We start from the raw sequence: 20,700 nt of genomic DNA, 5'->3' as shown, positions 1-20,700 counted from the left end.
GTCGGATCGGCGAAGTATGATGGGATGAGCAGCGATCACGTCGGACGAAGCCTCACCCCGCCACCGGCGCCGCCCCGACTCCCGCCGCCTCGATCGCCCCGGCGACCCGCAGCGCCAGATCCTCCCGCCACGGCGCCGTGATCACCTGCACGGCGAGCGGCAGCCCGCCGCCCACCCGCACCGGCACCGCCGCGACCGGCAGGCCGATGAAGGAGATCGGCTGGGTGAACACACCGATATTCGGCCGCGCCGGCACCGTGACGCCGTCGAGCTCCATCGTCGCCTGGCCGATCCGCAGCGCCCGGCAGGGCGTGCAGGGGGCGAGGATCACGTCGATGTCCTCGAACAGCGCCAGCACCCGCGCCCGGTACCAGCTGCGGAAGCGCTGCGCCCGGTGGACCCACGCCGCCGGGATCGTCGTGCCGGCGATCAGCCGGTCGCGCACCGCCGGGTCGTAATCGCCGGGGCGTTCGCGCAGGCGGTCGAGGTGGAGGCCCGCCGCTTCCGCCGCGGTGATGATGAAGGCGGCGGCACGGGCACGCGCCGCTTCCGGGATCTCGATCGTGCGGGCCGCGCCCACCGCCTCGGCGGCGCGCGTGACGGCGGCGAAGCAGTCGGGCTCGCCGCCGCGGGCGAAGTAGCCGCCGGCCACCGCGATCCGCAAGCCCGTCGTGCCCTGCGCGAGCGCCGCCGAGACCGGCTCCACCGGCCGCGGCGTCTGCCAGGGATCGTCGGGATCCGCGCCCTGCATCGCGTCGTAGGCGAGCGCGAGGTCGGCGACCGAGCGGGCCAGCGGTCCGAGATGGTCGAAGCTCGCGACGAACGGGAACGAGCCTGCCCGCGACAGCCGGCCGAAGGTGGGCTTCAACCCGAAGGTGCCGCAGAAGGCGGAGGGCACCCGGATCGAGCCGTTGGTGTCCGAGCCGAGGGTGAGCGGCACGAGCCCAGCCGCGACCGCCGCCCCGGAGCCGCCCGACGAGCCGCCGGTCATCCGCTCGCGGTCGTGCGGGTTGCGCGAGGGGCCGTCATGGGCGTTCTCGCCGGTGAAGTCGTAGGCGTATTCGCCCATGTTGAGGGCGCCGACGAGAACCGCGCCGGCCGCCTCCAGCCGCCGCACCAGGGCGGCGTCGCGGGAGGCCGCCGGATTGTCGCGGTTGATCTTCGAGCCGGCGCGGGTCGGAATGCCCTCGACGTCGAACAGGTTCTTGACCGCGAACGGCACGCCGGCCAGCGGTCCCGGCGCCTGTCGCGCGGCGAGGCCCGCATCGATCGCGGCCGCCCGGGCCCGGGCGCGGGCGGCGGTCACGTCCGTGAAGGCGTTCACGCCGGGGTCGATGGCCGCGATCCGGGCCAGGGCGGCCTCGATCGCGGCCGTGGCGCTGAGCCGGCCCGCCGCCACGGCGGCGGCGATTCCGGCGGCTGTCTCCAGGTTCGTCATGCGCGGAACACCGGCGCCGGCTCGACGGCGTCATCGAGGGGGAAGTCGAGCACGAGGCGTGCGGCAGCCGCCGTCGCCTTGACGCCGGCGATCACCGTCTCGCGCCATTCCGGCGCCATCGGGATGCCGACGAGCGGCATCATCGCGTCGACGATCGCGCCGGCCGTCCCGTCGTCGAGCGGCAGGGGAGGGGAGGGGGGAGGTGTCGTCATGGGCGGGCCTCGGGAAGAGATCGACAGGGTGACGGACGGTGTTGCCGGAACTTGCCGTTCCTTCCCGCGACCTCATCCTGAGGTGCGACCGTAGGGAGCCTCGAAGGAGGGCTCCAGAAATCTCCGAGATCCCTGGAGCCCTCCTTCGAGGTCAGTCGATTTTCAATCGACTGACACCTCAGGATGAGGTTGAGGGTGGGATGAAGGAACATGCGCAGCCACCTCACACCGGCGGCCTCGGGATCGCCGCCAGCAGCGCGCGGGTGTACTCGGCCTGCGGCGCCTCCAGCACCGCTTCGGTCGGGCCCTCCTCGACGATGCGGCCGGAGCGCATCACGATCACCCGGTCGCAGAGCATCCGCACCACCTGGAGGTCGTGGCTGACGAACAGGTAGCTCATGCCGAGCGCCTGCTTGAGGTCGGCGAGCAGGTTGAGCACCAAAGCCTGGACCGACACGTCGAGGGCCGCGGTCGGCTCGTCGAGGATGACGAGGTCGGGGGAGGGGGCGATGGCCCGGGCGATGCCGACCCGCGCCTTCTGGCCGCCGGAGAGCTGGTGCGGGAAGCGGTCGAGGAGATCGACCGGCAGGCCGACGAGGCGGGCGAGTTCCTCGCACCGCGCCCGGATCGCATCCGAGCCGGTCACGGTACGGAACCGCAGGAGCGGATCGGCGATGGCGCGGGATGCGGTCCAGCGCGGGTTGAGGGATTCGGTCGGATCCTGGAACACCATCTGGATCCTCGGCCTTAAGCGGTGCCTGGCGAAGCGCGCCGCCGGCACGCGGCCGATCTCCTCGCCGGCAAATACGATCGAGCCCTCGGTCGGATCGAGGAGCCGCATCACCATCGTCGAGGTGGTGGACTTGCCGCAGCCCGATTCGCCGACGAGGCCGACGCTCTCGCCGCGATCGACCGTGAAGCTTAAGGAATCGACCGCCCGGAACGGCGCCTCCGCCGGCTTGCGCGAGAGCAGCGCCTTCGGCTTCGGATAGGCCTTTACCAGCCCCGAGACCGCGAGCAGCGGCGCGCCCGCGGCCTCGGCTCGCTCCAGGGGCGCGGCCGGCGCGCCCTCGGGCAGGAGGTCGCGAAGAGTGACGCCGGGGCGCGGCGTCGCCTGCATCAGCTTGCGGGTATAGGCGTGCTCGGGCGCCCGGAAGATGGTGGAGGCGGGCGCGGTCTCGACGACCCGGCCCTGCTCCATCACCACGATCCGGTCGCAATAGGTCGCGGCCAGCCCGAGATCGTGGGTGATGAGCACGGTCGCCATGCCGCGCTCCCGGGTGAGCCCGGTGACGAGGTCCATCACCGCCTTCTGGGTCGTCACGTCGAGGCCGGTGGTCGGCTCGTCGGCGATGAGGAGCTGCGGCCGGCAGGCGAGCGCGAGCGCGATCACCACCCGCTGGCACATGCCGCCGGAGAGCTCGAACGGATAGGCGTGGTAGCGATCAGTCGCGCGGGCGATCTTCACCTGTTCGAGCGCCGCGATGGCCTTCGCCTTGGCATCGCCCGAGCCGGCCTCGGCGTGCTGGCGCAGCACGTCCTCGATCTGGTGGCCGACCTTGCGGATCGGGTTCAGCGCCGCGCGGGGATTCTGGAAGATCATCGAGATCTCCCGCCCGCGCAGGTCGCGCATCTGGCGCTCGGTCGCCGCGCGCAGGTCGATCCCGGAGAAATCGACCGCGCCGCCGGCGATGCGGCCGGCCCGGTCGAGGATGCGCATCACCGCGTAGGAGGTGACCGACTTGCCGGAGCCCGATTCGCCGACGATGCCGACGGTCTCGCCCTTGGCGACCGAGACGTCGACCTGGCGCACCGCCTCGACCGGGCCGCGGCGGGTGGCGAACTCGACCGTGAGGTCGCGGATGGCAAGGAGCGGGATCGCGGTCATGTCCGCCTCTGGGGATCGACGATGTCGCGCAGGCCGTCGCCGATGAGGTTGAAGCAGAACACCGCGAGCATCAGCGCCAGGCCCGGGAACAGCGCGATCCACCACTCGCCCGAGACGATGAAGCCGGCGCCCTCCGCCACCATGATTCCCCATTCCGGGGTCGGCGGGCGCACGCCGAGCCCGATGAAGGACAGGCCCGCGGCGTTGAGGATCGCGTAGCCCATGGTCAGCGACATCTGCACCATCATCAGCGGCAGGATGTTCGGCAGGATGCAGGTCAGCACGATGCGCAGGTCGGCGTTGCCGGTGAGCCGGGCCGCCATGACGAAGCCGGCATTGCGGCGCTGCGCGGCCTCGGCCCGGGCCAGCCGCGCGTAGAGCGGGAAGTTGATGATGGCGGTGGCGAGCACGATGTTGCCGACCGTGTTGCCGAGCGCCGCGACGATCCCCATCGCCAGGACGAAGAGCGGGAAGGCCATGATGGTGTCGGCGAGCCGCCCGACGATCCGGTCGGTCCAGCCGCCGAAGAACCCGGCCATGATCCCGGCAAGCCCGCCTGCAACGAAGACGAGCGCCACCGAGAAGACCGCGATGGCGAGGTCGAGCCGGGCGGCCACCACCACCCGCGAGAGGATGTCGCGCCCGAGCTGGTCGGTGCCGAAGGGATGCGCCAGGGACGGGGCCTGGAGCGCGGCGGCCGTATCGGAGGCGAGCGGATCGTAGGGCACCAGCGAGGGCCCGAGCACCGCGCAGGCGACGAGGCCGAGGAGCAGCGCGAAGGCGAAGCCCGTGACCGGGTTGCCGGCGACGACGGTGCCGGCATGGGCCAGCGTCGCCGAGACTCCGCTGCGGGGACGGGCGGGGGTGAGGGCGGGTGAGCCGGTGGCGCTCATGCGGCCCCCGGACCCGCGGGTCGATCAGCCCGTAGGCGAGGTCGATCATCAGGTTCAGCACCGTGTAGAGCAGCGCCATCGCCAGGACGAAGCCCTGGACCGGGGCGAAGTCGGAGGCGATCAGCGCCTCGACCGCGTAGGAGCCGACGCCGGGCCAGGCAAAGACCTTCTCGACCAGGACGTTGGCGCCGAGCAGGAAGGAGAACACCATGCCCAGCGTCGTCACCACCGGCAGCATCGCGTTGCGGAGCGCATAGGTGACGACGACCCGGCGGCGCGACAGGCCGGCGGCCCGGGCGGTGCGGACGAAATCGGCGGCGAGCACCGCCAGCATCGCCGCCCGGGTGATGCGGGCGATGGGGGCGAGCGCGAAGATCGCGAGCGTCAGGCCCGGCAGGACGATCTGGGCCAGCGCCGCCCGGAAGGTCTCGAGGTCGCCGGCCAGGAGGCTGTCGATGAGGAGGAAGCCGGTCAGCGTCGGCGGCGGCGAGGCGAAGGCGTCGAGGCGCCCGAGCGGCGCCGGGGCCCAGCCGAGCACGAAGTAGAACACGTAGACGAGGAGAAGCCCGGTGAAGAAGACCGGCAGCGACACGCCCGCCGTCGCCACCACCCGGCAGGCGTGATCGACGAGCGAGCCTTGCCTGAGTGCTGCCGCGACCCCGAGGGGCACCGCGACGAGGAGCGAGAGGACGAGGCCGAAGAGCGTCAGCTCGGCCGAGGCCGGCAGCCGGGCGCCGAGATCAGCGGTCACCGGCTGGCCGGTGGTCAGCGAGCGGCCGAGATCGCCCCGGGCGAGGTCGGCGACGTAGCGGGCGAATTGCTCCGGCAGCGGCCGGTCGAGGCCGAGCTCGGTGCGGATCTGGGCGATGGCCTGCGGGGTCGCGGCCGGGCCGGCGAAATAGGCCGCGGTGTCGCCGGGCAGCACCCGGGTGAGCAGGAACGACACCACGACGACCCCGGCAAGCGCCGGGAGGGTGGTGGCGAGGCGGTCGAGGAGCGTGCGCAGCATCGTCGTGTGGCCCTCCTGGGTGTGGGTGTCGCGGATCTTGCGGACAAGACGAGGCGCGGGTCTTGAACCCTCCCCCCTCTGCGGGGGAGGGGCTAACCAGCGCCTCTTCTTTCCCCTGACAGTTCAGCGAAAGAGGAAGGGGGCAGCCACGCGCCCTACGACGCCGTCCCCTTGGTCAGATACCGGAAATCCGGCTCCCGGCACGGCTGGAACTGGTAGCCGTTGATCGTGCGCTGCATCGCGACGTCGTGGGTCGGCTGGGCGATCGGCACCATCGGCACCTCGCGCTCGGCGAGCGAGACGAAATCGATCACGCTCTTCCGGTAGACCGCCGGATCGTCGGTGAAGCGGGCGGTGTCGATCAGCGTGTCGAGCGCCGGGTTCTGGTACGAGGCGATGTTGAAGATCGAGTTCGCCCCGTGCAGGGTCCAGAACAGGTAGTAATCCGGGTAGTCGAGCCAGCCGGCGAACCGGTTGAGCACCATCGGGTTGGTCTTCTTGGAGATTTCGCCGCGGAAGTTGGCGCCCGGAATTTTTCCGATCTCGACCGTGATGCCGATCCCGGCGAGCGCCTCCTTGATCAGCACCGCCATCGGCTCGGCGACGGTGGCGTTGCCGGCATCGAACAGCAGCGTGGTCGTGAGCCCGCCCGGTGCGGCCGCCTGGACCAGGGCCTTCGCCTTCGCCGGATCGGTCCGGTAGGGGAAGGGTTGCGGCCAGGCGACAAGCGGCGTCTCCGGCCCGCCCGACATGTCGAGGCCGCGGCCGAACAGCGAGGCCTGGAGGATCTTCTCGTAGGGCAGCACCCAGGCGACCGCCTGGCGCAGGCGCACATCGGTGAACGGCCCGACCGCGGTGTTGAGATAGACCGACCAGACCCCGTTCGGGATCGGCACGCCGACGACCTTGATCTTGCCGGCGTCGATCAGGTCCTTGAAGTCCTTCGGCGGCAGCCCGTACGAGATGTCGGCGTCGCCCTTCTCGATCAGTGCCCGGCGGGTCGAGGGCGAGGCGATGTCGCGGGCGATGACCCGGCGCAGCTGCGGCAGCTTGCCGGACGCCCAGGCATCGTTGCGGGCATAGATCGTCTCGACGCCGGGCTTCCAGCTCTCGACCCGGTATGCGCCCGAGCCCGCGACGTTGTTCTTGAGCCATTCCTTGGCCCACGGATCGCCGCCGCCGTTGGCCTTCGCCAGTTCCGCATCGATCACGAACGGAATCGTCACGGCGAGATTCGACATCGTCATCTTGTCCTTGCGGACGAAGTCGATGCGGAAGGTCTTGTCGTCGAGGGCGACGAACTGCTCGGGCTTCTCCAGCGAGCCGGCATTCATCTGCGTGGTGGCGAAGCCGCCGATCGAGACCGCCCGGTCGAGCGACCACTTCACGTCCCTGGCGGTGACGGGCCTCCCCGAGTGGAACTTGGCGTCCCGGAGCTTGAAGGTGCAGCTCATCCCGTCGGAGGCGACCTGCCAGCTCTCGGCCAACTCCCCTTCCATCTCGCCCATCTTCACGGCGTTGCCGCCGCCGCCCGGAATCGGCACCGGCTTGAAGCGCAGGAGGCGGTCGTAGCAGTTCAGGGCCACGCCGTTCACCGGCTGCGAGGCGCCGATGCCCTGCATGTCGAGGGAGTTCGGCCCGTATTCCTGCACCAGGAGCAGGGTCTCGTTGCGGGTCGGGTTCTGCGCCTTCGCCTGCGATCGCGCCACGAACGGCGCGGCGAGCCCGGCGGCGAGGGCGGTGCGACGGGTGATCATGCGGCACGGGCCTTAGGTCGAGAGGAGGCGGGCGCCCACGATCGCCGGCGTGACGCCACCGCGGGCTCAGGTTCGGATCGGCACCGGAAATTGCATGCAACACGGGAAGAGTGCATGCATTCTGCGGATCTTGCACGCATCTTGTTTGAGCGGGCTCGCCGTAATTTCAGGCATGCCTGCGCGGTGACGATGCGGCAGGGTGCGGGCCGTTGGCGATGGGGCTGAGATGGACGAGGCGGCAGGACGGACGCGGACCGAGCGGCTGGCGGCCGAGATCGCCGAGGCGATCGTCACCGGGGCGCTGGCGCCGGGCCACCGCCTCGACGAGCAGGCGCTGGCGGACCGCTACGGCGTGTCGCGCACGCCGGTGCGCGAGGCCCTGCGCCAGCTCGGCACCTCGGGCCTCGTCGAGGTGCGGCCGCGCCGGGGCGCGGTGGTGGCGCAGGTGACGCCGGCCCAGCTCGCCGAATTGTTCGTCGCCATGGCGGAGATCGAGGCGACCTGCGCCCGGCTCGCCGCCCAGTCGATGAGCCCGCTCGAACGCCGCCGCCTCGACGCGCTCCACGAGGCCATGGCGGAGCTGGTCCGGGCCGACGACCCGGCGGACTATGCGCAGGCCAACACGGCGTTCCACGGCGCGATCTATGCCGGCGCCCACAATGCGGTCCTGTCCGACTTCGCGCGCTCCTTGCGCCGCCGCCTCCAGCCCTACCGCGAGGCGCAGTTCCGCCAGGCCGGGCGGCTCGACCGCTCGCATGCCGAGCACGGAGCGGTCGTCGCCGCGATCCTGGGCGGGCGGGTGGAGGAGGCGCATGCGGCGATGCTGCGGCACGTCACGCTGGTGGAGAGCGCGGTGGAGGGGTTGCTGGTCAGGGGGGCGGGGGAGGAGGCAGGCTCGGAGCAGCCCTCGCCGAAGCGGTTACCGGTTCGACGATGAGAATGATGTAAAAATAATAGTATCAGAAGTATTATTTGTTCAACTCATAATGAAAGCCTGTTTGATTGACTCAAGCACCTACTTCCACACACGACCTCATCCTGAGGTGTCAGTCGATTGAAAATCGACTGACCTCGAAGGAGGGCTCCAGGGATCGCGAGGACTTCTGGAGCCCTCCTTCGAGGCTCCTTTCAGTCGCACCTCAGGATGAGGTCGCGAGAGGGATGGAAAAGGTCGTTGCAGCTGAATTTCGCAAGTCAAACAGGCTCTGAAAGACACGATAGGTTGCTCGATATGGCGGCGACGTCCGCCGCGCGTGAACCCTCCCCCCTCTGCGGGGGAGGGTGCCCCGCGGATGCGGGGCGGGAGAGGGGACGACGCTTCCGCAGAGGTCGCGACCGTGATGACGGGCGCCCCCTGGATCAGCGTCGCGCTGCCCCTCTCCCGGCCCCTGCTGACGCAGGGCCCACCCTCCCCCGCAGAGAGGGGAGGGTTCGTGCTCCCGTCCGTCGCTCCCGCCCCTACTCGTTATCCCCCGGATCGCCGCGATGACCGCATCGGTGACCTGGCGGGTCGTCGCCCGGCCGCCGAGATCGGGGGTGTGCAGGCTCCGATCGGCGGTCACCCGCTCCACCGCGCGCATCAGCCGGTCGGCGGCAGGCCCCTCGCCGAGATGCTCCAGCATCTGGCAGGCGGTCCAGAAAGTCGCGATCGGGTTGGCGATGCCCTTGCCGGCGATGTCGAAGGCCGAGCCGTGGATCGGCTCGAACATCGACGGGAACTTGCGCTCCGGGTTGATGTTCGCGGTCGGCGCGATGCCGAGCGAGCCGGCGAGCGCCGCGGCGAGATCCGACAGGATGTCGGCGTGCAGGTTCGTCGCCACGATGGTGTCGAGGGTCTCGGGCTTGATCACCATCCGCATCGTCATGGCGTCGACCAGCATCTTGTCCCAGGTCACGTCCGGGAACTCTTGCGCCACCTCGGCGGCGATCTCGTCCCACATCACCATGGCGTGGCGCTGCGCGTTCGACTTCGTGACGACGGTGAGCAGCTTGCGCGGGCGGCCCTGGGCGAGCTGGAAGGCGTAGCGGATGATGCGGGTGACGCCGGTGCGCGTCATCATCGAGACGTCGGTGGCGACCTCTTCCGGGTGGCCCTGGTGGACCCGGCCGCCGACGCCGGCATACTCGCCCTCGGAATTCTCGCGCACGATCACCCAGTCGAGCTCCGGCCCCGAGACATGGCGCAGCGGGCTGGTGATGCCGGGCAGGATCCGCGTCGGGCGGACATTGGCGTACTGGTCGAAGGGCTGGCAGATCGCGAGCCGCAGGCCCCACAGGCTGATGTGGTCGGGCACGTCCGGCGCGCCGACCGCCCCGAAGAAGATCGCGTCGTGGTTCCTGATCCGCTCGCGGCCGTCGGCCGGCATCATCACGCCATGGGTCCGGTAATACTCCGAGCCCCAGTCGAAGTGGTCGAACCGGAACCGGAACGTGCCGGTCTTCTCGGCCAGCGCATCCAGAACCTCGATGCCGGCGGCGATGACCTCGATGCCGATGCCGTCGGCCGGGATCGCCGCGATGGTGTAGGTCTTGGTCATGACGGGTTTCCGTGAGGGGCGGAGGACGACCGGGCCGCCGGGGCGGCAGCCGGTCTCCGATCCGGCCGACCGGCCCGTCGAGATGGCCGATCGCGCCGATCGTGGCAATGCCGGCCGCCCCACCCGGACCATCACGCTCCGCCCCCCGCGTGGCGGCGCGCCCTTAAAACTCCGCCACCTTCCCCCAGGCCGAGGCGCCGAAGCGGTCGGGGTGGTAGGGCTTGGGATCGACGATCGGGTCGGCGCCCGAGACGATGTCGGCGATGAGGTGGCCGGCGCCCGGGCCGATGCCGAAGCCGTGGCCGGAAAAGCCCGCCGCCAGGACGAGGCCGGGCACGCCCGTCACCTCGCCGATGCCCGGCACGCCGTCCGGGGTCGAATCGACGTAGCCGGCCCAGGAGGCGGTGACCGAGGTCTCGCGCAGGGCCGGCAGCATCTCGAGGGCGCGGCGGTGGGTCTCGGCGATGAGCGTCGCGTCGGGGCGGGGATCGAGGATGCGCATCCGCTCCATCGGCGTCGGCCGGTCGAGGCGCCACTTCTTCACGCCCTCGTGGCCGCTGCGCCAGGCCTCGGTGCCGCCGGGCGCCAGGACGCGCCAGCGCTTGGCGAACATCGGCACGAATTCGCGGGCGAACAGGATCTGCTGCGGGGTGGGGTCGACCCGGGCCCGCCCGCTGATCGCCAGGTTGTAGCCGCCGCTCTCGCCGCGGCGCGTGAGCGAGATGCCGGCGGTGTAGAGCGCGTCCGGCAGGCCGGAGACGTTGGGGCCGACCGCCATGATCGACTGGCGCACCGCCGCCTGCGGGAAGCGGATGCCGACCTGGCGGACGAAGGACGAGGCCCAGGCGCCGCCCGCCATCACCACCGTGCGGGTGCGGATGGTGCCCTTCTCGGTCACCACGCCGCAGACCCGCCCGCCCTCGAGCTCGAGGCCGCGGGCGGCACAGAACTGGTGCACCGTGCCGCCATACTTCATCACGCCCAGCGCCCCTACCGGCACCGCCCGCGAGGTGTCGGCGATGCCGTCGGTCGGCGAGAACACGCCGCCCTTCCAGGCGCGCCCGGTGGCACGACCGTGCTCGCGCGCTTCCGCCGCGCTCAACACGTGGGTAACCACGCCCTCGCCGGCCGCGAAGTCGCGCCACTTCGCCCAGCGCTCGATCTCGGCCTCGTCGTTGCTGAGATAGAGCAGGCCGCAGCGCCGGAAGCCGACATCCTCGCCGATCTCGGCCTTCAGGCGATCCCACAGGTCGAGGCTCTTCGTCGCCATCGGCAATTCGCGGGCATCGCGGTTCTGCTGCCGGCACCAGCCCCAGTTGCGGCTCGACTGCTCGGCACCGATCCGGCCCTTCTCGACCAGCGCGACGCGGACGCCGCGGCGCGCCAGGTAATAGGCCGTGAAGGTGCCGACCACGCCACCGCCGATCACCACGACGTCGGCCGCGTCCGGCAGGTCCGGCGTCGTGTCGATGTGAAGGAGAGGTGCTGGCATGACGGGCTCCGTTTGACGGACGGCAACCTAGCAGGCCGCTCCCGGGCGATCCCGCTGGAGAGCCCGGGCGCCGCAGCATTTTCCGCCGTGCGCCGGGCCGATCCTGCGCGTTCCTCGCGCGCCGGGCCGGGACGGGCGACCGCGTCGGCGCCGATCGCCGGCGTGCCGGAACGGCCGGCGGCCTGCGCGAGCCGCCGGCTCTCGGCGTGGCGCTTGCACGGAGGTGAAGGCCGGCGGCATCGTCCGCACCGGGCTGCCGGGGAGGTGCGGCGGATGCGAGCCGCCCCGGAGGCTCAGCGGAGGGCACCCCCTCGCCCCGACCTCGGGAATGTATAGACATGGAGATGAGGTCGTCGGGGTCGGTTGCGAACGGGAGGCACCCGGATCACGGCGGCATGGACGAAAATGCCGTGATCCGGCGTCGCGGCGGTGGCGCCGCGCGCTTGCCAAGCCCGCCCAATTGTCTATACATGAAAGCAACACTACAATCGCTCTCCGGCTGGGGCACCGGCCTCGCGCGGGGTTGTCCCTCATGCCGTGCCGGACGGGACGGCCATGGCTCCGTGCCGGCGGGGAGACCGCGCATCCGCCGCCGCACCGGATGTCCTTGGCGCTTTTCCCGCCTACGAGGATCCTGCCATGACCCTGACCTTCCACCCGGGACGCGTGTCGCTCCAGGACCTCGAACGCGTCTATCGCGACGGCGTGGCGGTGCGGCTGGAGCCGGATTGCGACGCGGCCATCGCGCGGGGCGCGGCCCGGATCGCCGCCATCGCCGAGGGCGAGGCGCCGATCTACGGCATCAATACCGGCTTCGGGAAACTGGCCTCGATCCGGATCGCGCCCGGCGACCTCGCCACGCTCCAGCGCAACCTGATCCTGTCGCATTGCTGCGGCCTCGGCGACCTCCTGGAGCCCGAGGTCGTGCGGCTCGTGATGGCCCTGAAGCTCGTCTCGCTCGGCCGGGGCGCCTCCGGCGTGCGCCTCGCGATCGTGCGCCTCATCGAGGCGATGCTCGCCCGCGGCGTCGTCCCGGCCATTCCCGGCCAGGGCTCGGTCGGGGCCAGCGGCGACCTCGCGCCGCTCGCCCATCTGGCCGCCGTGATGATCGGCGAGGGCGAGGCCTTCCTCGACGGCGAGCGCCTGCCCGGCGCCGAGGCCCTGCGGCGCGCCGGGCTGGAGCCGGTGGTGCTCGCCGCCAAGGAAGGGCTGGCGCTCATCAACGGCACCCAGGTCTCGACGGCCCTGGCTTTGGCCGGCCTGTTCCGGGCCTTCCGGGCCCTGCGCACCGCGCTCGTCACCGGCGCCCTGTCGACGGACGCCGCGATGGGCTCCTCCGCCCCGTTCCATCCCGAGATCCATTCGCTGCGCGGCCATCGCGGCCAGATCGATGCCGGCGCGGCCCTGCGGGCGCTCCTCGACGGCTCGGCGATCCGCGAAAGCCACGTCGAGGGTGACGAACGGGTTCAGGATCCCTACTGCATCCGCTGCCAGCCGCAGGTGGTGGGGGCCTGCCTCGACCTCCTGCGGCAGGCCGGACGCACCCTCGAGATCGAAGCCAACGCCGTCACCGACAACCCCCTGGTGCTGTCCGACGGCGAGGTCGTGTCGGGCGGCAACTTCCACGCCGAGCCGGTCGCCTTCGCGGCCGACCAGATCGCGCTCGCGGTCTGCGAGATCGGCTCGATCGCGCAACGGCGGATCGCGCTGCTGGTCGACCCGGCCCTGTCCTTCGGCCTGCCGGCCTTCCTGGCGAAGAAGCCGGGCCTGAATTCCGGGCTGATGATCGCCGAGGTGACCTCGGCGGCGCTGATGAGCGAGAACAAGCAGCGCGCACACCCGGCCTCGGTCGATTCGACGCCGACCTCCGCCAACCAGGAGGACCACGTCTCGATGGCCTGCCACGGCGCCCGCCGCCTGCTGCCGATGACCGAGAACCTGTTCGGCATCCTCGGCATCGAGGCCCTGGCCGGCGCGCAAGGCGTCGAGCTGCGCGGGCCGTTGCGGACGAGCCCGGAACTGGAACGGGCGCTCGGCGCGATCCGTGCGGCGGTCCGCCCCCTGGAGGAGGACCGCTACCTCGCGGACGACCTGCGGGCGGCCGCTGGCTTGGTGGCGGACGGTACGATCGAGGGGAGCCTGTCCGCTGGGATTCTGCCGGGTTTGGCGGTGGGGTGAGTTCGTTCAGGGTCGCTCCGCTTGTGAGCAGCGTTCAACTTTTTTCCCAGGACGCCGCCGTGCATGACCCTCCCCCCCTCTGCGGGGGAGGGTGCCCGGCGGAGCCGGGCGGGAGAGGGGAACCCCGCTTCCGGAAAGGTCGCGACCATGGTGACGGGCGCCCTCTGGATCAGCGTCGCGCTGCCCCTCTCCCGGCTCCTGCTGACGCAGGGGCCACCCTCCCCCGCAGAGGGGGGAGGGTTACGCGCATCAGCGTTGAGCGTGTGTAATTCAAATCAGGGTGTTTTGATTTTAGCCTATTTTTCCAGAAAGAACATGGGCCGGATCTCATCATATAAACAATATTCAAGTCATATCTTAGCGTATTTAGCGAAGACGCGTTCTTCATTGTCCCAGACAGGCCACACCACCGAGAAGGACCACGCCCCATGCGCCTCCTGAAGGCCGAGGATCACCGGCGCATGCCGTGGAAGAACGGCGGCGGCGAGACCGTCGAGATCGTCGTCCATCCCCCGGAGACCGGGCTCGGCGGGTTCGACTGGCGGGTCTCCATGGCGACAGTCGCGGCGGACGGGCCGTTCTCGCCGTTTCCCGGCATCGACCGGACGCTCGCGCTCCTCGACGGCGAGGGAATGGACCTCGCCGTCGAGGGGCACGGATCGCATCGCCTGACGCCGGGTTCCCCGCCGCTGGCCTTTCCCGGCGACGCACCGGCCGCAGCCCGCCTCGTCGCCGGGGCGATCACGGATCTCAACGTCATGACCCGGCGGATCGCCTGCCGGCAGCGGGTGACGCGGCTCCGCGGCACCGTTCCGCCCTTCGCAGCGGGCGGGCGCTGGATCATCCTCGTCGCCGTCGCGCCGTCGGCCGTCATGGTGGATGGCCGGACGGTCTCGCTCGGAGGCCGCGACGCCCTCCTGCTGGAGGGCGGGGCGACGATCGCGGGCGACGGCATCCTCGACCTCGTCGTGATCGAGATCGACCCCGTCGGGCCGTCATAGCGGCGGGGCGGAGACGAGCCCTTGCGCCCGGCCCTCGCCGAGGAGCCAGCGGTGGAAGGCCCGGGCGCCGGTCTTGCGCAAGGAATCCGGGTTCCAGGCCAGGTAATAGGGTTCGGGCAGGGGCAGCCGCAGGTCGAACGGTATGACGAGCTTGCCGGTCTCCAGTTCCGGCCCGATGAAGGCGAGCTGCCCGAGGACGAAGCCCTGGCCGGCGAGCGCCGCATCGATCGCGCTGCCGGACAGGCCGTAGGTCAGGTTGGCGGGCGGCGGCCGGGCGCCGATCAGCCGGCCCCACTCGGCCCAGCCGGGATTCTCGCCGAAGCGCGGATCCCAGGTGATGTGCAGCAGGGGACAGCGCAGGATGTCCTCCGGGCCGGACAGGCGCCGCCCCTCGATCAGGGCGGGCGCGCAGACCGGCACGAGGGAATCGGTGAACAATTCGGCGCGGTGCGGCGGATGCTGCCGGCCGCCGTAATAGATGCGCAGGTCGGCCGCGCCCTGGCCCAGATCCGGCTCCGCATCGCTGCCGACGAGGGAGACCCGGGCCTGGGCGTCGAGCTCGGTCCAGTCCCGCATCCGGCGGCCGATCCACTTGCCGAGCACCGTCGTCAGGCAGGACAGCACGATCACGTCGGCATTCGCGTCCCGCAAGGCGGCGCCGGCCTCGGCGAAGGCCGCGAAACCCTGGCGGATCCGCGCGTGGTAGGTTTTTCCGAGCGGCGTCAGGCGCAAGGCCCGGCCGTCATGCTCCACGAGCCGCGCCGCCAGCGCCGCCTCAAGCTTGCGCAAGTGCTGGCTGACCGCGCCCGGCGTCACCCCGAGATCGGCGGCGGCGAGCGCCAGGCTGCCCGTCCGCCCGAGGGCGTCGAAGGCCTGGAGCGCGTTCAGCGGCGGCAGGGAGGACATGATGCGTGGACCCTCCTGCCCCGGCCAATCCGGGAAGCGGACAGATTTTCTAAAGCATGAAGCAGAATTTCTCCGGTCCCGGCAAGCCCGTCCCCGGGCATACTGCGCCCGCCAGGCCGCGCCGCACGAACGAGGAGATCCCGCGAATGACCCGACCGGACAAGCTCAAGCTCGGCACGTTCGTCTACACGTTCGGCTTCCACCCGGCGGCGTGGCTGCATCCGGACAGCGACGTGCGCGGCGCCAACGACCTCGGCCACCTGACCCGCTGCGCGAAGATTTCCGAGACGGCGAAACTCGATTTCATGTTCTTCGCCGATTCTCCGGCATGCGCGGTCGGCGAGGCGGGCGCGCTTTCCCGCAATCCCACCAAGATGAACCGCTTCGAGCCGATCACCGCGATCACGGCCCTGTCGCAGCACACCGACCGGATCGGGTTCGTGGCCACCGCCTCGACGAGCTACTACGAGCCCTACAACATCGCCCGGCTGTTCGCCTCGGCCGATCACATCTCCCGCGGCCGGATCGCCTGGAACGTCGTCACCTCGGACCACGACGAGACCGGCTACAACTACAACCGCGAGGGGCTGCCCCCCCATGCCGAGCGCTACGAGCGCGGCGAGGAATTCCTCGATACCGTGTTCGGCCTCTGGGACAGCTTCGAGGACGACGCCCTGCTCCTCGACCGGGAGAGCGGCGTCTATCACGACAAGGACAAGCTCCACGCGCTCAACCACAAGGGCAAGCACTTCCAGGTCCGCGGCCCGCTCAACATCGCCCGCACGCCGCAGGGCCGGCCGGTGATCGCCCAGGCCGGCGGCTCCGAGCAAGGCATGGAACTGGCTGCCCGCACCGCCGAGATGGTGTTCTCGCTCGCCTCGAACATCGAGAAGAACCGGGCCTTCTACGCCAACGTGAAGGGGCGGATGGCCCGCTACGGCCGCGACGTGAACGACCTCAAGATCCTGCCCGGCATCGTCATCAATGTCGGCGAGACCCAAGCGGAGGCCGAGGCGAAGGCCGAGGCGCTGGTGAAGCTGATGCACCCCGATGTCGGGCTCCTGATGCTCCAGGAATTCCTGGAGACCGACCTCCACGGCGCCGACCTCGACAAGCCGTTCCCGATGGACCGGATGCCCGCCTCGGCCAAGGGCTCGAAGGCGATGTTCGAGGAGCTGAAGGAATTCGTCACGCAGGGGCACACGATGCGCGAGCTGATCACGCATTACGCCCGGCGCCACACCGGCAACGGGCTGACCGGCACGCCGGCGCAGGTGGCGGATTTCATGCAGGAATGGTTCGAGACGAAGGCCGCGGACGGCTTCATCCTGATGTGCCCGACCCTGCCGTCGAGCCTGGAGGACTTCACCCGCCTCGTCGTCCCCGAATTGCGCCGCCGCGGCCTGTTCCGCGAGGAATACGAGGGGGCGACATTGCGGGACAATCTCGGCTTGTCCACACCCGCAAACCGTTACGCGGCGGCCCGCGGGAGGGTATGAGCATGACGATGGCGATGCGGATGCCCCGGGAGGGGCTGCCTCGGGGCATGGGCGATGGGGGAGCGGCGGCGATGAGCGGAGACGAGGCCGGCCCCGTGCTGCGGCCGGGCGATGCCGAGACCTTCCGCGAGGTCTGGCGGGGCGTCGGCTCGACCGTGGCGCTGGTCGCGACCGAGCACGGCGCCGCCCGTCACGCGATGCTGGCGACGGCGGTCAGCTCGGTCTCGATGGACCCGCCCTCGCTCCTCGTCTGCGTCAACCGCACCGCCTCGGCGCACGGCGCCTTGCGGGCGCGCGGTGCCTTCTCGCTCGGCATCATGGGCTCGCCGCAGCGCGACCTCGCCGCCGCGATCGCCCAGGCGCCCTCCGCGACGCGCTTCGACCACGGCACCTGGCGGCCGCTGCGGACGGGCGGCGAGGCGATCGAGGGGCTGCCCTGGCTGGAGGAGGCGCAGGCGACCCTCTTCTGCGCAATCGACGTGAGTCACGATTACGGCACGCATTCGGTCCTGATCGCCCGGATCGCCGGCGCGATCGGCGCGCGGGGGATCGACCCGCTGCTGTATTGCGACGGGGGGTACGGGCGGTTCGCGGTGGGGGAGGGGTAAGGCAACCTCGACCAAGACGAGAAGAGCGCGGGTTTCCCCTTCCTCCTTTGCAGGCAGGTCTGTCCGGTGAAAGATTGAGGCGCGAGTTTTCCCCTCTCCCCGCGGGCGGGGAGAGGCCTTCACCCCCCTCGTCGGGGGTGAAGGGAGCCCGCAGGGCGAGGGTGAGGGGGTATCTCAGGATGAGGCTCTTCCGGAACCTCACCCTCACCCTCGCTCCGGCTGCGCCTCCGCTCACTTCATCGACGACAAGGTCGATGAAGTCCTCTCCCCGCCCGCGGGGAGAGGGGGATTTCCCGCGCCTCTTCTTTTCCCCGGACAGCCCTGCTTTGCAGGGGAGGGGAAACCCGCGCCACTTTCTGCCGCCGGCCAGACCTCACCCCCGCGACGCCCCGCCCCCCGCATCCGGCCCGAAATTCGCGACCAGCTGATGCTCGCTGCCGGGATAGAGCAGCCTGACCCCCGTCACCCACTCGCCCGCGGCCTGGGTGCGCCGGACGATCTCCAGGCAGGCCTCGCCGACCGCGAGTTCCAGCATCTTGGCCTCGGTCACGGTCGCGTTCACCGCCCGGACGCGGTGGCTCGCCACGCTCCAGGGCACGGCGTCGAGCAGCCAGGCGCCGGGCGCCAGCGCGGAGAAGTCCTGGTCCTTGGCGCCCTCGGCGACGGCGGGGTTGATCAGGCGGGTCTCGAGGCAGAACGGGCGGTCGTCGGCGAGATGCAGGCCCTGCAGCCACAGCACCTCCCCGGTCCCGGGTGCACCGAGGAGCAGCGCGTCCTCCTCCCGGCCCGGCCGCATCCGCCGCGCGATGAGGTGGAAGCGATAGGCGCGGCCCGAGCGGCGGACCTCGTCGCGGATGTCGGCGATCGCCACCACGGCGGATTCGGCCCGCGGCTGCGCGACCTGCGTCCCGCTCTTCTTGCGCCGCACCAGGAAGCCCTCGCGGGCGAGCTGGCCGAGCGCCTTGTTCATGGTCATGCGCGACACGCCGTAGCGCTCGGCCAGATCCGTCTCGACCGGGAGCTGCGACCCCGGCGGCCAGCGCCCGTCGACGATGAGCGAGCGGATGTCCTCGACGATGTGGTCGTGCCGCGTCGCCCCTTTCGCAATGTCGGAGGCCAGCTCGGACGGATCCGCGCCGTGGGCCTTCCCGCGGGTCGTCCGCCCTGTTCCGCTCACGCCGGCTTCAGCAACATGGCCGCCCCGCGATCGAGGTAGGTTTCGAGGAACTGGGTCAGGCGCGGATGGCGCGGGGCGGCGAACAGCTCCGCCGGCGTCCCGTTCAGGAGGACGCGGCCGTGATCCAGGAAGGCGATGCGCTGGCCGACGCTCGCCGCAAAGCCGATCTCGTGGGTGACGACCACCATCGTCATGCCCTCCTGCCCGAGATCGCGCATGACGGTCAGCACCTCGCCGGTCAGTTCGGGATCGAGCGAGGCGGTCGGCTCGTCGAAGAGCAGGATCTCCGGTTCGAGCGCCAGCGCCCGGGCGATCGCAACGCGCTGCTGCTGACCGCCCGACAACTCGGACGGGTAGTGCCGGGCCCGCGCCTCGAGGCCGACGCGGCGCAGCTGCGCCATGCCGCGCGCGTCGGCCTCCTGTCGGGACAGTCCCTTCACGGTGACGAGCGCCTCGGTGACGTTGCCGAGCGCCGTCATGTGCGGCCAGAGGTTGAACTGCTGGAACACCATGCCGATGCCGGAGCGCACCTTGCGGATGCGCGGCGGCGCCAGGCGGAGGCGCGTGCCGTCCGGCCGCTCCTCGAAGCCGAGCGGCTGCCCGTCGATCAGGATCGTGCCGCGCGTCGCCTCCTCCAGGAAGGCGATGCAGCGCAGGAGCGTCGACTTGCCCGAGCCCGACGGGCCGATCAGGCAGGTGGTGGCGCCCCGCGCGATCTCGAGGTCGATCCCGTGCAGGACCTCGGTGTGGCCGTAGCTCTTGCACAAGCCGCGGATGGAGATGGCGGAGGAGGTCATGCGAACCTGAACTTCGAGAGCCGGGTTTCGAGCGCCCGGCCGGCCCAGCCGCAGGCCTCGACCAATCCCCAGTAGATGATCGCGAGCAGGAACAGCGCTTCCACGAAGGCGTATTGCTGCGAGCCGAGCGCGCTGATGACCGCCGTCGCCTCGGGCACTGAGATGATCGACAGAACCGCGGTCTCCTTGACCAGGATCACCGCCATGTTCACGCATTGCGGCAGGACCAGCATGGTCATCTCCGGCACCAGGATGCGCCGCACGATCTGGGCCCGGCTCAAGCCGACGCACTGCGCCGCCTCGACATGGCCCCGCGGCACGGCGGCAAATCCCGCCCGGAAGATCTCGGAGAAATAGGCCGCGGCGTAGACGGTGAGGCCCAGCAGCCCGGCCGGCACCGGATCGAGGCTGATCCCAACGAACGGGCCGCCGAAATAGAGCAGGAAGATCTGGATCAGGAACGGCGTGCCGCGCAGCACCTCGACCGCGAGGCGCAGGCCGAGGCTCAAGGGGCGCGGCCCGAAATGCCGGAGCGCCGCGACGACGAAGCCGAGGCCGGCGCCCAGGACCGTGGCGGCGAGCCAGATGCCGAGCGTGACCTTGAGCCCGGACAGGATGGCCGGCAACGCCGCGACGATGACCGAGACGTCGAAGCTCATGCCAGCCGCCCCCGGCGCAAGGCCCGTTCGGTCAGGCTGCCGCCGGCCGCCACGATCCAGTTGATCGCCAGATACAGGCCGCCGGCGACCGAGTAGAACACGAGCGGCTCGTAGGTCGAGGCGGCGAGGTTCTGCGCCGTGCGCGTCAGCTCGATCACGCCGACCACCGAGACCAGCGAGGACGCCTTCAGGATCAGGATCGCCTCGTTGACGAGAGCCGGCACCGTGAGCCGCAGCGCGATCGGCGCGCGGATGCGGCGGAATTGCTGCCAGGGCGACAGGCCGGCCATGTCGGCGGCTTCCAGCAGGCCGCGCGGCACGCTGGTGAAGCCGCCGCGCAGGTTCTCCGCCTGGTAGGCGGCGGTGCAGAGCGACAGGCCGATCAGCGCCGCCACCACGCTCGGGACGGCAAGGCCGATCGCCGGCAGGAGGTTGTAGATCAGGAGAAGCTGGACGAGGAGCGGGACGCCGCGGAAGAAGCTCACGAACAGGGCCGCGGGCCAGCGCAGCCAGGGACGCGGCGAGAGCTTGGCCGCGCAGACCAGGATGCCGATCAGGAGGCCGATCCCGATCGAGGCGACGCTGATGACGACCGTGTACCCGGCCGCGATCAGCATCAGTTCGAACAGTCGCGCGGACATCGGGCGCT

Annotated in this window: 16 protein-coding genes and 2 pseudogenes; 5 read left to right on the top strand and 13 right to left on the bottom strand. The window is 70.8% G+C overall.

What is annotated here, in order from left to right; all coding sequences use genetic code 11:
• Positions 1 to 52: 52 nt before the first annotated feature.
• The 6 genes and pseudogenes from F1D61_RS29575 to F1D61_RS29550 form a co-directional block, all read right to left on the bottom strand.
• A complete protein-coding gene (locus F1D61_RS29575) occupies positions 53 to 1,438 on the bottom strand; it encodes an AtzE family amidohydrolase (protein WP_203155596.1) in 1,386 nt (461 codons plus the stop codon).
• On the bottom strand, positions 1,435 to 1,650 hold the full coding sequence (locus F1D61_RS29570; protein WP_203155595.1) for a DUF4089 domain-containing protein: 216 nt from the start codon (positions 1,648 to 1,650) through the stop codon (positions 1,435 to 1,437). Before F1D61_RS29570 ends, F1D61_RS29575 begins: the two co-directional genes overlap by 4 nt.
• A 223-nt stretch (positions 1,651 to 1,873) precedes the next feature.
• Positions 1,874 to 3,538: a dipeptide ABC transporter ATP-binding protein gene (locus tag F1D61_RS29565; RefSeq protein WP_203159344.1), complete on the bottom strand. Its 1,665-nt coding sequence runs from the start codon at positions 3,536 to 3,538 to the stop codon at positions 1,874 to 1,876.
• A complete protein-coding gene (locus F1D61_RS29560; protein WP_203159343.1) occupies positions 3,535 to 4,431 on the bottom strand; it encodes an ABC transporter permease in 897 nt (298 codons plus the stop codon). The genes F1D61_RS29565 and F1D61_RS29560 overlap by 4 nt, the downstream gene beginning before the upstream one ends.
• A gap of 7 nt (positions 4,432 to 4,438) precedes the next feature.
• Positions 4,439 to 5,440, bottom strand: a pseudogene (locus F1D61_RS29555) (ABC transporter permease); the annotation flags it as partial.
• A 155-nt stretch (positions 5,441 to 5,595) separates the two neighbouring features.
• Complete coding sequence (locus F1D61_RS29550) at positions 5,596 to 7,197, bottom strand: ABC transporter substrate-binding protein (RefSeq protein WP_203155594.1); 1,602 nt, start codon at positions 7,195 to 7,197, stop codon at positions 5,596 to 5,598.
• A 226-nt stretch (positions 7,198 to 7,423) separates the two neighbouring features.
• On the opposite strand from F1D61_RS29550, the gene F1D61_RS29545 reads away from it, so the two are divergent.
• Positions 7,424 to 8,134, top strand: coding sequence for a GntR family transcriptional regulator (locus F1D61_RS29545; protein WP_203155593.1), 711 nt, complete (start codon positions 7,424 to 7,426; stop codon positions 8,132 to 8,134).
• A 532-nt stretch (positions 8,135 to 8,666) separates the two neighbouring features.
• Here F1D61_RS29545 and F1D61_RS29540 read toward each other — a convergent pair.
• Both F1D61_RS29540 and F1D61_RS29535 read right to left on the bottom strand, forming a co-directional pair.
• Positions 8,667 to 9,734 (bottom strand): annotated as a pseudogene (locus F1D61_RS29540) (tartrate dehydrogenase); the annotation flags it as partial.
• A 163-nt stretch (positions 9,735 to 9,897) separates the two neighbouring features.
• On the bottom strand, positions 9,898 to 11,226 hold the full coding sequence (locus F1D61_RS29535; protein ID WP_203155592.1) for an NAD(P)/FAD-dependent oxidoreductase: 1,329 nt from the start codon (positions 11,224 to 11,226) through the stop codon (positions 9,898 to 9,900).
• A gap of 639 nt (positions 11,227 to 11,865) precedes the next feature.
• Between F1D61_RS29535 and hutH the strand changes: the two genes are divergently transcribed.
• Both hutH and F1D61_RS29525 read left to right on the top strand, forming a co-directional pair.
• Positions 11,866 to 13,404, top strand: coding sequence for a histidine ammonia-lyase (gene hutH / locus F1D61_RS29530; RefSeq protein WP_203155591.1), 1,539 nt, complete (start codon positions 11,866 to 11,868; stop codon positions 13,402 to 13,404).
• Positions 13,405 to 13,832: 428 nt separating this feature from the next.
• Positions 13,833 to 14,405 carry a HutD/Ves family protein gene (locus F1D61_RS29525; RefSeq protein ID WP_203155590.1) on the top strand — a complete coding sequence of 191 codons (573 nt, stop codon included), beginning with the start codon at positions 13,833 to 13,835 and terminating at the stop codon, positions 14,403 to 14,405.
• Here the strand turns inward: F1D61_RS29525 and F1D61_RS29520 are convergent.
• Positions 14,400 to 15,311, bottom strand: coding sequence for a LysR substrate-binding domain-containing protein (locus F1D61_RS29520; RefSeq protein ID WP_203155589.1), 912 nt, complete (start codon positions 15,309 to 15,311; stop codon positions 14,400 to 14,402). The two genes, F1D61_RS29525 and F1D61_RS29520, sit on opposite strands and share 6 nt — an antisense overlap.
• Before the next feature lie 146 nt (positions 15,312 to 15,457).
• Here F1D61_RS29520 and F1D61_RS29515 point away from each other — a divergent pair, with 146 nt between their 5' ends.
• Both F1D61_RS29515 and F1D61_RS29510 read left to right on the top strand, forming a co-directional pair.
• Positions 15,458 to 16,810: an LLM class flavin-dependent oxidoreductase gene (locus tag F1D61_RS29515; protein ID WP_203155588.1), complete on the top strand. Its 1,353-nt coding sequence runs from the start codon at positions 15,458 to 15,460 to the stop codon at positions 16,808 to 16,810.
• Positions 16,811 to 16,812: 2 nt separating this feature from the next.
• Positions 16,813 to 17,418, top strand: coding sequence for a flavin reductase family protein (locus F1D61_RS29510; protein ID WP_203155587.1), 606 nt, complete (start codon positions 16,813 to 16,815; stop codon positions 17,416 to 17,418).
• Between the two features lie 373 nt (positions 17,419 to 17,791).
• Here the strand turns inward: F1D61_RS29510 and F1D61_RS29505 are convergent, their stop codons facing one another.
• From F1D61_RS29505 to F1D61_RS29490, 4 genes are read right to left on the bottom strand one after another with little or no spacing between them, the layout of a single operon-like run.
• Positions 17,792 to 18,595: a UTRA domain-containing protein gene (locus tag F1D61_RS29505; RefSeq protein ID WP_203155586.1), complete on the bottom strand. Its 804-nt coding sequence runs from the start codon at positions 18,593 to 18,595 to the stop codon at positions 17,792 to 17,794.
• Positions 18,592 to 19,392, bottom strand: coding sequence for an amino acid ABC transporter ATP-binding protein (locus tag F1D61_RS29500; protein ID WP_203155585.1), 801 nt, complete (start codon positions 19,390 to 19,392; stop codon positions 18,592 to 18,594). The genes F1D61_RS29505 and F1D61_RS29500 overlap by 4 nt, the downstream gene beginning before the upstream one ends.
• Positions 19,389 to 20,051, bottom strand: coding sequence for an amino acid ABC transporter permease (locus tag F1D61_RS29495; protein WP_203155584.1), 663 nt, complete (start codon positions 20,049 to 20,051; stop codon positions 19,389 to 19,391). Before F1D61_RS29495 ends, F1D61_RS29500 begins: the two co-directional genes overlap by 4 nt.
• The gene (locus F1D61_RS29490; RefSeq protein WP_203155583.1) at positions 20,048 to 20,692 is read right to left on the bottom strand and encodes an amino acid ABC transporter permease; all 645 of its coding nucleotides are present in this window, start codon (positions 20,690 to 20,692) and stop codon (positions 20,048 to 20,050) included. Before F1D61_RS29490 ends, F1D61_RS29495 begins: the two co-directional genes overlap by 4 nt.
• Positions 20,693 to 20,700 lie beyond the last annotated feature (8 nt).

The organism is Methylobacterium aquaticum (assembly GCF_016804325.1).
In the GTDB taxonomy this organism is placed as follows: Bacteria; Pseudomonadota; Alphaproteobacteria; order Rhizobiales; family Beijerinckiaceae; genus Methylobacterium; species Methylobacterium aquaticum_C.
This window is presented reverse-complemented; position numbering and strand designations above follow the sequence as displayed.